Source organism: Ralstonia flatus (genome assembly GCF_958439105.1).
Taxonomy (GTDB): domain Bacteria; phylum Pseudomonadota; class Gammaproteobacteria; order Burkholderiales; family Burkholderiaceae; genus Ralstonia; species Ralstonia flatus.
Genome location: NZ_CAUDLI010000003.1, coordinates 166,719 through 179,284, shown reverse-complemented (window position 1 = coordinate 179,284; position 12,566 = coordinate 166,719). Strand labels below are relative to the sequence as shown.

9 protein-coding genes and 3 tRNA genes are annotated in these 12,566 nt (G+C 62.1%); 9 read left to right on the top strand and 3 right to left on the bottom strand.

Annotated elements, in window-relative coordinates; genetic code table 11:
• Window positions 1-186: 186 nt before the first annotated feature.
• Window positions 187-981 carry an enoyl-ACP reductase FabI gene (fabI, locus tag R2676_RS07820; protein WP_027677669.1) on the bottom strand — a complete coding sequence of 265 codons (795 nt, stop codon included), beginning with the start codon at window positions 979-981 and terminating at the stop codon, window positions 187-189.
• A gap of 308 nt (window positions 982-1,289) precedes the next feature.
• Here fabI and R2676_RS07815 point away from each other — a divergent pair, with 308 nt between their 5' ends.
• The 5 genes from R2676_RS07815 (at window position 1,290) to R2676_RS07795 (ending at window position 7,925) form a co-directional block, all read left to right on the top strand.
• Window positions 1,290-3,176: an extracellular solute-binding protein gene (locus R2676_RS07815; RefSeq protein WP_027677668.1), complete on the top strand. Its 1,887-nt coding sequence runs from the start codon at window positions 1,290-1,292 to the stop codon at window positions 3,174-3,176.
• Between the two features lie 16 nt (window positions 3,177-3,192).
• Complete coding sequence (locus R2676_RS07810; protein ID WP_316856992.1) at window positions 3,193-4,245, top strand: microcin C ABC transporter permease YejB; 1,053 nt, start codon at window positions 3,193-3,195, stop codon at window positions 4,243-4,245.
• 14 nt (window positions 4,246-4,259) lie between these two features.
• Window positions 4,260-5,384: an ABC transporter permease gene (locus R2676_RS07805; RefSeq protein WP_206275392.1), complete on the top strand. Its 1,125-nt coding sequence runs from the start codon at window positions 4,260-4,262 to the stop codon at window positions 5,382-5,384.
• Window positions 5,381-7,036: an ABC transporter ATP-binding protein gene (locus R2676_RS07800; RefSeq protein WP_206275391.1), complete on the top strand. Its 1,656-nt coding sequence runs from the start codon at window positions 5,381-5,383 to the stop codon at window positions 7,034-7,036. Before R2676_RS07805 ends, R2676_RS07800 begins: the two co-directional genes overlap by 4 nt.
• A gap of 241 nt (window positions 7,037-7,277) precedes the next feature.
• Window positions 7,278-7,925: a C40 family peptidase gene (locus tag R2676_RS07795; protein WP_027677664.1), complete on the top strand. Its 648-nt coding sequence runs from the start codon at window positions 7,278-7,280 to the stop codon at window positions 7,923-7,925.
• Window positions 7,926-8,000: 75 nt separating this feature from the next.
• On the opposite strand, the gene R2676_RS07790 is transcribed toward R2676_RS07795, so the two are convergent.
• The gene (locus R2676_RS07790; protein WP_206275390.1) at window positions 8,001-8,957 is read right to left on the bottom strand and encodes a patatin-like phospholipase family protein; all 957 of its coding nucleotides are present in this window, start codon (window positions 8,955-8,957) and stop codon (window positions 8,001-8,003) included.
• Window positions 8,958-9,162: 205 nt separating this feature from the next.
• On the opposite strand from R2676_RS07790, the gene gltX reads away from it, so the two are divergent.
• The 4 genes from gltX (at window position 9,163) to R2676_RS07770 (ending at window position 11,098) form a co-directional block, all read left to right on the top strand.
• Window positions 9,163-10,560, top strand: coding sequence for a glutamate--tRNA ligase (gltX, locus tag R2676_RS07785; RefSeq protein WP_102066983.1), 1,398 nt, complete (start codon window positions 9,163-9,165; stop codon window positions 10,558-10,560).
• A 126-nt stretch (window positions 10,561-10,686) separates the two neighbouring features.
• Window positions 10,687-10,762: transfer RNA gene (locus R2676_RS07780), tRNA-Ala, on the top strand.
• 119 nt (window positions 10,763-10,881) lie between these two features.
• Window positions 10,882-10,957, top strand: a tRNA-Glu gene (locus R2676_RS07775).
• 64 nt (window positions 10,958-11,021) lie between these two features.
• Window positions 11,022-11,098, top strand: a tRNA-Asp gene (locus R2676_RS07770).
• 104 nt (window positions 11,099-11,202) lie between these two features.
• Here the strand turns inward: R2676_RS07770 and R2676_RS07765 are convergent.
• Complete coding sequence (locus R2676_RS07765; protein WP_206275389.1) at window positions 11,203-12,549, bottom strand: MATE family efflux transporter; 1,347 nt, start codon at window positions 12,547-12,549, stop codon at window positions 11,203-11,205.
• Window positions 12,550-12,566 lie beyond the last annotated feature (17 nt).

Here is a 12,566-nt window from a genome sequence, read left to right as displayed (position 1 = left end):
GCGCTTCTCGCGGGAAGCGCACATAACAGGCGGATGCGAGTCGAGCTGACGTGACGGCTCGCATTGCACTGCACGTCAAAAAGCCCGCATGGTTTGCGCCATGCGGGCTTTTTCTTTGTCTGCTGCTTTGTATGCGTCGCAGTCTGATATGCGCGCCCATCCGAGGATGGCGCGCGCATCCATGCATCAGCCTTGGCCGACGCTCTCGGGCACGCCTGCGGTCACGTTGAAGCCGCAATCGACGTAGGTGATCTCGCCCGTCACGCCGCTGGCCAAGTCCGACAGCAGGAACGCAGCCACGTTGCCGACTTCCTCGATCGTGACGTTACGGCGCAGCGGGGCCACGTCTTCCATGTACTTCAGCAGCTTGCCGAAATCCTTGATGCCGGAGGCCGCGAGCGTCTTGATCGGGCCGGCGGAGATGCCGTTGGCGCGAATGCCCTTCGGCCCGAGCGCGCCGGCCAGGTAGCGCACGCCGGCTTCCAGCGATGCCTTGGCCAGGCCCATCGTGTTGTAGTTCGGGACGATGCGCTCAGCACCCAGGTACGTCAGGGCGAGCAGCGAAGCATTCGGCGACAGCATCGGCAGCGCGGCCTTCGCCAGCGCGGGGAAGCTGTACGCCGAGATGTCGTGCGCGATGCGGAACGATTCGCGGGACAGGCCATCGATGAAGTTGCCGGCGATCGCTTCGCGCGGTGCAAAACCGATGGAATGCACCAGACCGTCGAAGTGGCCCCAGTGCTGGCCGAGGTCTTCGAAGACCTTGGCGATCTGTTCATCGCTGCCGACATCGCAGTCGAACACCAGCTTGCTGTCGAACTCGGTGGCGAATTCAGTGATGCGGTCCTTGAAGCGTTCGCCGACGTAGGTGAAGGCCAGTTCCGCGCCTTCGCGCTTGCAGGCGTTGGCGATGCCGTAGGCGATCGAGCGGTTGGACAGAAGGCCGGTAATCAGAATGCGCTTGCCAGCGAGGAATCCCATGGTTTCTCCGTACAAATGTGGGGCAACGTCGCGCCCGTATGTTGCTGTGGTCACTCGTCACTGCGGCTGCGCAGCGGCGGCATCCGGGGCACGAGGCAATTAGGTGGGCGCGATCATACCGGAAAGCGCGGGGCGCCTGCCCATTTGCGCGGTGCCGCACAATCCCTGCCAGCCTTGTCAATGCGGGACGATCCCGGGCCGGAATTGGTGGGATTGCCGTGGGAGGGCGTTAGAATCGTCGAAAACAGTTTTTCAGACAGCGATCAATCGGATCCACGCATGCAAGGACTTTGGGGGCAAGGGGCGCAATGAGCGTGCGCGTTGTGGCACACAAGCGATTCATGGCGCTGTTCAGCCTGCTGGCGGCGATCTGCGCGACACCCGCCTGGGCGGCACACGGCTACGCCGAATATGGCGACCTCAAGTATCCGGCCGGTTTCTCCAACTTCGGCTATCTGAACCCGAAGGCGCCTATCGGCGGCATGCTGCTGCTCGGCAATCCGGACCGCCGCACGAGCTTCGATAAGTTCAATCCGTTCACGATCAAAGGGACGTCGGCGCCTGGCCTGAATCAACTGGTCTTCGAAAGCCTGCTCATCACGAGCTGGGATGAAACCGCCAGCGGCTATGGCCTGCTTGCGGACGACGTGGCAGTCGCACCTGACGAACTTTCGGTCACGTTCCACATCAACCCGCGTGCGCGCTTCTCCAATGGCGATCGCGTGCGCGCGTCAGACGTCAAGTACTCCTACGACATGCTGATGGGCAAGGGCGCGAGCCCGGCCTATCGCAGCATGACCGCGGATGTGGCCAAGGTGACCGTGGTGGACGCCAGCACCATCCGTTACGACTTCAAGCGCAAGAACAAGGAGCTGCCGCTCATCGTCGGCGGCCTGCCGGTGTTCTCGCCCAAGTGGGGCAAGGGCAGCGGCAAGCCAGACGACCCGGATGGCGGCAAGGATGTCGCGTTCGACAAGCTGACCTTCCAGGATCCCGTTGCCAGCGGGCCGTATGTGGTCGAGCGCTTCGATCCGTCGCGCGGCATCACCTTTCGGCGCAATCCTGACTATTGGGGGCGTGACCTGAACGTGCGCCGGGGCTCGTTCAATTTCGAGCGCATCCAGTACAAGCTCTACAAGGACGAGACCGCGCGCCTGGAGGCCTTCAAGGCCGGCGAGTACGACGCCATGGTGGAATACCGCGCCAAGAACTGGGCCAAGAGCTATGTCGGCGTGAAGTTCCGCAGCGGCGAGTTGATCAAGAGCGAATTCCCGCATCGTAACGGTGCCGGCATGCAGGGCTTTGTGATGAACCTGCGGCGGCCGCTGTTCCAGGATCTTCGCGTGCGCAAGGCGCTGGCATTGGCGCTCGATTTCGAATGGCTCAATCGACAGCTTTTCTACGGTGCATATCGCCGGCTGGACAGCTATTTCGCCAATAGCGAGCTGGCCGCGTCGGATTCGCTCACGGGCACGCCTAGCAAGGGCGAGTTGACGTTGCTCGAGCCGCTGCGCAGCAAGCTCGACCCGGACGTGTTTGGCGTGCTGTCTGCCCCGCCTTCGACGGATCCTCCCAGCTCACTGCGTGACAACCTGCGGCAGGCGCGTCGCCTGCTGGCCCAGGCCGGCTGGACTTACACGGACGGCGCGCTGCGCAACAGCAAGGGCGAGCCGTTCGTCTTCGAGATGCTCGACGACGGCGGCGCCATGAGCCGTGTCATGGCGGCGTATGCGCGCAACCTCGAGAAGCTCGGCATCCAGGTCAACCAGCGTATGACCGATTTCGCGCTTTACCAGAAGCGGTTGGAAGAGTTCGATTTCGACATGATCTCGCTGCGCTTTCCGGATTCGCAAAGCCCCGGCAATGAACTGAAGGACCGCTTCGGCTCTGCGGCGGCTGACGAGGCCGGCTCGGACAATGTGATCGGCCTGAAATCGCCAGCCGTGGACGCGCTGATCGACGATGTGCTGCGCGCCGACAATCGCGACGAGCTGATTACCGCATCGCGCGCGCTCGACCGCGTGCTGATGCAAGGCTGCTATGTGATTCCGCACTGGTATTCGGCCTCGCACCGCGTGGCTTACAACAAGAACCTGATGTACCCGGATCGTTTGCCGTATTACTACTCGGCCGAGGCCTGGGTGCTGACGGCTTGGTGGCGGATGCCGGAATCCGCCCAATCGGCTGCCAAATGACCGCATCGGTGACACCATGTTCGCGTACCTGATCAAACGGTTGCTGCTCCTGATCCCGACGCTGATCGGCGTGATCACGCTCACGTTTGTCGTGATCCAGTTCGTCCCTGGCGGGCCGGTCGAGCAGATGATGATGGAGATGAAGGGGCGGGGCGCGGGCGGCGAGGCCAGCGGTGGCGGCGCCTTTGACTATCGCGGGCGTCGGGGCGTCGACGCCGAGAAGATCAAGGAAATCCGCGCCTTGTATGGCTTCGACAAAAGCCCCGTCGAACGTTACTTCCTGATGCTTGGCCGTTTTGCCCGCTTCGATCTGGGTGAGAGCTACTTCCAGCACCGCAGCGTGTGGGACCTCATCAAGTCGAAACTGCCGGTATCGATTTCGATCGGGTTGTGGACATTCTTTCTCACGTATCTCATAGCGGTGCCGCTCGGCATTGCAAAGGCCGTGCGCGCAGGCAGCCGGTTCGATCTGGTGACCAGCATCATCGTGCTGGTCGGCTATGCCATCCCGGGGTTTGTCCTTGGCGTGCTGCTGCTGGTGCTCTTTGGCGGCGGTACGTTCTTCCAGTGGTTCCCGATCCGCGGCATCACGTCCGACAACTGGGATCAACTCAGCCTGCTCGGCAAGATCACCGATTACCTTTGGCACATCACGCTGCCCGTCATAGCATCGGTGGTCGGCAGCTTTGCCGTCATCACCATGCTGACGAAGAACGCGTTCCTGGAGGAAATCCGCAAGCAGTACGTGCTGACCGCGCGTAGCAAGGGCCTGTCGGAGCGGCGCGTGCTGTGGAAGCACATCTTCCGCAACGCACTGCTGCCACTGGTGACGGGCTTCCCGTCGGCGTTCATTGGCGCATTCTTCACAGGTTCGCTGCTGATCGAGCAACTGTTCTCGCTCGATGGCATGGGCCTGCTGTCGTACGAGGCCGTGATGCGACGCGATTATCCGGTCGTGCTCGGCACGCTGTACTTGTTCACGCTGATTGGCCTGGCGGCGCGGTTGATTTCCGACGTGTGCTACGTGCTGGTCGATCCGCGCATCCACTTTGGCTCGGTTGGGCGATAGGCGGGCCGGCAACCATGACCCAGTATTCGCGCGCTTCCGCGCATGCATCCAACACGGCAGCGCCGCATCCGGTGCGCCATTCGCCGTCGCCGCTCAAGCGCGCGTGGCGTCGCTTCAAGCAGCATCGGCTGGGCTATTGGAGCCTGCTTATCTTCGTGGTGCTGTTTGTGCTCAGCCTGGGTGCCGAGTGCATCTCCAATGACCGGCCGCTGGTGGTCAAGTATCACGGCAACTGGTATTTCCCGATCGTGAAGACGTACCCCGAAACGACCTTCGGCGGGGATTTTCCGACACCGACGGATTACCTCGATCCGTTCATCCGAGACAAGTTCAAGGAGCCGGGCAGCTTTGCGATTTACCCGCCCAATCCGTATTCGTACGAGACGCTGAACTACTTTTCGAAAGAGCCCAATCCGGCACCGCCCTCTGCGGAAAACTGGCTCGGCACGGATGATCGCGGCCGCGATGTGTTTGCGCGGCTGCTGTATGGCTTCCGTGTGTCGGTGCTGTTCGGCCTGGCGCTGACGGTGCTCGGCGTGCTGGTCGGCACGCTCACGGGCGCGCTGATGGGCTTCTTCGGCGGGCGCTTCGACATGGTGTCGCAGCGGCTGATTGAAATCTGGAGTTCGATGCCCGAGCTGTATCTGCTCATCATCTTCGCGTCGATCTTCACGCCAAGCCTCGGGCTGCTGATCATTTTGTTGTCGCTGTTCGGCTGGATGAGCCTGTCGGATTACGTGCGCGCGGAGTTCTTTCGCAACCGCTCGCTCGATTACGTAAAGGCCGCGCGGGCGATGGGCCTGTCGAGCTGGCAGATCATGTGGCGCCACATCATGCCCAACAGCCTGACGCCCGTGATTACCTTCCTGCCGTTCCGAATGAGCGCGGCCATTCTCGCGCTCACAAGCCTGGATTTCCTTGGCCTCGGCGTACCGCCATCGACCCCGAGCCTGGGTGAGCTGCTTGCGCAAGGCAAGGCCAACCTGGATGCGTGGTGGATCTCGCTGTCGACCTTCGTGGTGCTCGTGCTGACCCTCGTGCTGTTGACCTTCATGGGCGACGCGCTGCGCGATGCCTTCGACACGCGCCTGTCATTCGCGCAGCTGCGCACGCGTCAGAAACCGGCGGGGGTGAAATGACCCGCGTCGATCTGCGTTCCTCCACGCCCAAGTACGACGGTCCGCTACTGCGCCTCGATGACCTGTGCGTGCATTTCGAATCCGAGCACGGCGAGGTGACGGAAGCCGTCAAGCATGTCTCGCTCGACCTCCACGCCGGCGAGCGCTTCGCGTTGGTGGGCGAATCGGGCTCCGGCAAGTCCGTAACCGCGCTGTCGATCATGCGATTGCTGGCCGACGCGCAATACAGCGGCCGCATCCTGCTCGAAGGCCGCGATCTGCTGGCCGCCAGCGAGCGCGAAATGCGCGGCCTGCGTGGCGCGGATGTCGCCATGGTGTTCCAGGAGCCGATGACGGCGCTCAACCCGCTGTACACCATCGGCAACCAGATCGTCGAAACGCTGGAATTGCACGAAGGCCTGGACAAGCGCGCCGCCAAGGCACGAGCGATTGCGCTGCTGGAACGCACCGGCATTGCGGAGGCGCCGCGCCGGTTTGACGCCTTCCCGCATCAGCTCTCAGGCGGTCAGCGCCAGCGCGCGATGATTGCCATGGCGTTGGCATGTTCGCCCAAGCTCCTGTTGGCCGACGAGCCGACCACCGCGCTCGACGTGACGGTGCGCATGCAGATCCTGCAATTGCTGCGCGAGCTGCAGGCCGAATTCGGCATGGCCATCATGCTGATCACGCACGACCTGAACATGGTCCGTGCCTTTGCCGAGCGCGTCGGCGTGATGGAGCGTGGCGTCTTGGTCGAAACCGGCAACACGGCCGACGTGTTTGCCGCGCCTCAGCATCCTTACACCGTGCGCCTGCTCGAGAGCCGTCCGCAGCGCGACGTGCTGCCGCTGGTGCCACTGGCGCCCGTGCTGCTCGAAGCCGACAAGCTGACCGTCACCTACGAACGCCATCGCCCCGGGTTTGCCGGCTGGTTCCGGACCGATCCGTTTACTGCCGTCGATGCCGTGTCGCTGCAACTGCGCGAAGGCGAGACGCTCGGCATCGTCGGCGAATCCGGTTCCGGCAAGACGACGCTCGCGCAGACGCTGCTGGGCCTGCAAACGGCAAAGAGCGGCGACCTGCGTTTCCTGGGCAACTCGCTGCTGCGTATTTCGCGCGACGAGCGCCGGGCGGTGCGCGCGCGCATGCAGGTGGTGTTTCAGGATCCGTACGGCTCGCTGTCGCCGCGCATGACGATTGAGGAGATCGTCGGCGAAGGGCTGGCGCTGCACCAACCGCACGTCACCGCCACCGAGCGCCGTCACCGCGTGATCGAGGCGCTGCGCGAAGTGGGCCTCGACCGCACGGCGCTGGGCCGCTATCCGCATGAATTCTCGGGTGGGCAGCGCCAGCGCATCGCCATTGCGCGTGTGCTGATCCTCAAGCCGCAGTTGCTGGTGCTCGATGAGCCGACTTCGGCACTTGATGTGTCGATCCAGCAGCAGGTGCTTTCGCTGCTGTCAGCCCTTCAGAAAAAGTACAACCTGTCGTATTTATTCATCAGCCACGACCTTGCGGTCATTCGTGCGATGTCACATCGCGTGGTGGTGATGAAGGACGGGAAAGTGGTGGAAGAGGGCGACACAGAAGCGGTGTTGGCGTCGCCTTCGCACCCGTACACCTGCAAGCTGATGGCGGCGGCTTCGCTCATCCCCGCCCGGGATAACCCGTAAAATCCACCGTTTTTGCCCCAGGGCAGTGCAGTTTGGATGCGCTGTTTTTGTAAGAATGCGCATCTAAAGTCATGTCTAAGTACATGATTTGCATGTGGATTCCGAGGAATTTGTAACGACCTTTGACAAGTCAAAGTGTCACTTTTATCATCCTGCGAGATTGTTTTAACAAGATTCGGACTGTTCTCATTTGCGGCGGCGTATGTCGGCCGCATCATTACAAGTTTCCGAGGGAGAGCCAATGCAGCATTTCGTACTTCATTCCATGGCGCGCCTGGCGGTAGGGGTTGTGATCGGCTGCGGCGTGATCGTGTCGAATGCAGTGCATGCTGATACGGTCTTCAAGGACACGGAAGTCCGCGCCGACGTCAAGCCCGAAGCCAAGCCCGGCCTCATTTCCAACGTGATGAGCAAGACCGGCGACGTGGTCATGAACGCCCTGGGCATGATCGGCCTGCGCTACCGTTTCGGCGGCAACACGCCGGAATCGGGCCTCGACTGCAGCGGCTTCGTCCGCTACGTTTTCAACGATACGTTCGGTTTCCTGCTGCCGCGCCGCGCCGTGGAAATGAGCCGCGTCGGCACCAGCGTGGACACGGCTGAACTGCGTCCGGGCGACTTGGTGTTCTTCAACACCATGCGCCACACGTTCTCGCACGTCGGTATCTACATCGGCGACAACAAGTTTGTGCACGCACCGTCCACCGGCAGCAAGATCCGCGTGGATGACATGACCGCTTCGTACTGGGTGACGCGCTATAACGGAGCCCGCCGAATCGAAGGCAACTCCGGTGCCGCAATCAAGGACGGCGCCGACAACTTTGTCGAGCAACTCAAGCGCGTCGATCCGAACGCCGCCGGCAAGCCGCTGGCCATGTACGGCGGTTGATTCGCTCCGATTTGCGACCACGCAATAGAAAAAGACCGCCGCGGCGGTCTTTTTTGTTGCCTGCTGACGGCCGCGTCAGTGCGGTGGCAGCGGGGCGCCCACGACGGTCTGCGTCAGATGCAGCTTTTCGCGCAGCAGCGGCATGGCGGCCTGCGCAGCCTGCTCGCCTGCCAGGATCGCCTCGTTGCGCGCGGTAAAGTCGCTGCCCTTCACAAACGGCAGCGACGGCGTGACGACCACATCGGCCTGGGCCAGTTCCGTCTTGCTGATGCTCTGGCCCATGATGGCCGTCGTCTGCAGCAGCATGCTGGCCTGTCCTGACACCGCCTGGTTGGCGGGATCTGCCGAGATGTTCACTGCAATCACGAACGTCGCGCCCATCTGCTTGACGTAGGTAACGGGCACGGGCGCTACCAAGCCGCCGTCCACATATTGGCGACCGCTGATCGTTACCGGCTGGAATACACCTGGGATGCTGCATGACGCGCGAACCGCCTGACCGGTATTGCCGCGACGGAACAGGATCGGCTTGCCGCTCGCCAGGTCCGTCGCGACGATGCCCAGCGGAATGCGCATCTGCTCGATGCTCTTTTGCTTGACCAGCCGGTTGATGTATTTCTCCAGCGCCTCGCCCTTGAGCCAGCCGCCGAAGCGCGTGCCGAACGGCAGTGCCCAGTCAGCGATCATGGCTTCGTCCATCTTGAGCGCCATGCGGTTCATTTCGAGCCCCGACATGCCCGATGCGTAGATCGCCGCCACCACGCTACCCGCGCTCGTGCCGGTGATGAAGTCGATCTGAATGCCCTGGGCTTCCAGCATCTTGATGACGCCGATGTGCGCAAAACCGCGCGCGGCGCCGCCGCCCAGTGCCAATCCGATCCGCACGGGTTGCGTGGCTGGCTGGGCCGTGGGCGGCAGCACGGCCGTGGCGGGGGTGACGGGCGTTTCGGTTTTGCCGGACGAAAAGCCCGTCACGGTGCAGGCGGAGAGCATCGAGGCGCCGGCGGCGCCCAGGAAGAGGCGGCGTTGCATGAGGAGGTTGGGGCGGTTGGGTATGTCGCGCAGTGGGGTTCGGTTGTACCCGAGCGTGCTGCGGCCGGCCGCCATTGTGCCAAAGTTCGGCGACGGATCGGCCAGACAGGCGTAGCTCGGTTGCTATAATTTCGGTTTTGATAGAGGCCGCTCAGGATCCGCGCTCAGGATTCGATCACGCGGCCTTATTCGTTCAGCCATTCCTATGACACAGCGCGTCCGCACTCGTTTCGCCCCCAGCCCCACCGGCTTCATCCACCTCGGCAACATCCGCTCGGCACTTTATCCGTGGGCCTTCGCACGCAAGATGAAAGGCGATTTCATCCTGCGCATCGAAGACACCGACGTGGAGCGCTCCAGCCAGGAAGCCGTCGACGTGATCCTGGAGGCGATGGCGTGGCTGGACATGGATATCGACGAAGGCCCGTTCTATCAGATGCAGCGCATGGACCGTTACCGCGCCGTGGTCGCGCAGATGGTGCAGCAGGAACTGGCTTACCCGTGCTACATGAGCACCGAAGAACTCGACGCCCTGCGCGAAGCGCAACGCGAGCGCGGCGAGAAGCCCCGCTACGACGGCACCTGGCGCCCTATGCCTGGCAAGGTGTTGCCGACGCCGCCGGCCGGCGTGCAGCCTGTGATTCGTTTCAAGAACCCCATTGGCGGGAGCGTCGTGTGGGACGACGCCGTGAAGGGCCGCATCGAAATCTCCAACGATGAACTCGACGACCTGGTGATCGCGCGCCCCGATGGCACGCCCACGTACAACTTCTGCGTGGTCGTCGACGACATGGATATGCAGATCACCCACGTGATCCGCGGCGATGACCACGTCAACAACACCCCTCGCCAGATCAACATCCTGCGCGCGCTCGGCGGTACGCCGCCGGTCTACGCTCACTTGCCGACCGTGCTCAACGAGCAGGGCGAGAAGATGAGCAAGCGCCACGGCGCCATGGCCGTCACGGGCTATCGTGATGCGGGCTATCTGCCCGAGGCGATCGTCAACTACCTTGCGCGCCTGGGCTGGGCCCACGGTGATGCCGAAATCTTCTCGCGCGAACAGTTCATCGAATGGTTCGACCTGGAGCACCTGGGCAAGTCGCCGGCGCAATACAACCCCGAAAAGCTCGCCTGGCTGAACAACCACTACATCAAGCAGGCCGACAACGTGCGCCTGGCCGATCTGGTGAAGCCGTTCATTGAAGAGCTGGGTGGCAAGGTCGATGGCGGCCCTGTGCTGGCCGACGTGATTGCGCTGGTGAAGGATCGCGCCAACACGCTCCGTGAAGTCGCCCAGACGGCGCTGCTTTTCTATCGCACGGATATCACGGTCGAGCCGGAACTGGCCGCGCAGCATCTGACCGACGACGTACGCCCTGGCATTGCCGCGCTGGCAGAGAAGCTTGGCGCGCTGCCTGAGTGGAAACGCGAGGCCATTGGCGCTGCCTTCAAGGAAGTGTTGGCCGCACAGGGCTGGAAGATGCCAAAGCTGGCAATGCCGGTGCGCCTGCTGGTGGCGGGCCAACTGCAAACGCCGTCGATTGATGCCGTGCTGGAACTGTTCGGTCGCGACGTTGTTCTGCGTCGCTTGGCTGCGTGATGAATGCGGCTCAAAAATTTTTGCGAAAGGGTATTGCCAAGCGCTAAACACTTCCCCTATACTCTTGTTTTCGCTGCAACACGAAGCGAAATGCAGTAAGAAGCAAGCAGTAAAAGGCAGTACCTTGGGGCTATAGCTCAGCTGGGAGAGCGCTTGCATGGCATGCAAGAGGTCAGCGGTTCGATCCCGCTTAGCTCCACCAAAATGCCGGAAGATTCGATTCAAAAATAAATTTTGAAAAGAGGCTTCCAAAACGCAAAAAAGTTCGTTATAGTAGCGGACTTCGCAGCGTAAGACAGAAAGCGTTGCAAAACAGTTTCTGTCCCCTTCGTCTAGAGGCCTAGGACATCACCCTTTCACGGTGAGTACAGGGGTTCGAATCCCCTAGGGGACGCCAAAACAAGAGCTTAACCAGAAGCTCATTAGCGAAATCAGTCTCTAGCTGATTTTGCAACCGACACGGAGCGGTAGTTCAGTCGGTTAGAATACCGGCCTGTCACGCCGGGGGTCGCGGGTTCGAGTCCCGTCCGCTCCGCCAAATCAAAACCCGCTGCTTGCAGCGGGTTTTTTCTTTTGCGCTTTCTATTCAATTCCGGTCGATCCGGATTGATGTCGTTTTAAAGCCGCCCCGAATGGCTTGCTTTAATCGGCGGTGCGGCTGACGCGATTGAAATAGCTGAGGAGCAATGCACCGGCCACCATCAAACTGAGCGCATTGGCCGCCCAGAAGCCGGCTGCGCCACGCAGTGCCGTCGCAACATCTCCCAGCAGTCCAAATCCGAGCACATAGCCGCCGCCCAGACCTACGCCCCACAGTGAGAGCGCGTAGATAACGGTTGGGATGAGCGCGATCTTGTATGCGCGCAGGATAAATGCCGTCATGACCTGCACCGCATCGAACATCTGGTAGAAGGCAATGAAAGGCAGCAGCGGCACTGCAAGCGCTAGAACAGCGGCATCGTTCGTATAGAGGCTCACGAGCTCCCGCCGCAGGAACAACACCGCCGCGGCAACGACAACCGCACACACGACCGCCAACCTGATGCCGTTCAACGAGATGCGCCGGGCCGCCACGCGATCGCGCGCGCCGATCAATTGCGCAGCCAGTGTCGATGTCGCGATCGACAGGGACAGCGGCACCATGTAGGCCACCGCGCCAAGGTTGGCGGCAATCTGATGCCCTGCCAAGACCACCGTGCCAAGGCGTGCGATGAAGATCGCCATCAACGTGAACGACGTGATCTCGATCAGGTAGGTGAAGCCCATCGGCACACCCAGGCGTACCAGCGCCCACAGCCGCGCCCGATTGGGCGGCGAGTACTGCGTGAAAATCGCAAACGGCTTGTACGCTGGATTACGCATCAGGATGGCAGCCGCTGCGACAAACCAGAGCCAACTGATGATCATCGAGGCGAGGGCGCATCCCGGGCCGCCCATCGCCGGGATGCTCATGCCGCCATACAGGAACAGCGCGTTCAGCGGAAATTTGAGGACGAGGCCGGCAAGCTGCAGCACCGTCACCATCACAGGCCGCGACAGCGCGTTGTTCAACGCGGAGTAGATCCGGAAGCCGAGCGCGGCAGGCAATGCGAGCGCTTCATACCGCAGGTAGGCGGTGGCTTTCTCGGTGAGTTCCGGCGTGGCGTCCGCCAGCTGCAGGAGTGGGGCAGGGAACCACAGGATCAGCATGCCGATCGCCGCGAGTACCAGTCCGAGCCAAACGGCCTGGCGCACTTCTTCGCCGATCTCGCTGTGCCTTTGCGCGCCGTACAGTTGTCCGGCAATGGGCGAGAGCGCTTGCAGCACGCCCATCAGGCTGATGTAGACCGTCACGTAGATCGACCCGCCGAGCCCGATGGCAGCAAGATCCGCCGCCGAGGCGCGACCGGCCATCGCCGTATCCAATACGCCGAAGGCAATCACAGCCAACTGGCCGATCAGTACCGGCCAAGCCAGTGCGGTAATGCGGCGGACGTCGGCGACAAACATGTGCGTGCTACCGGATG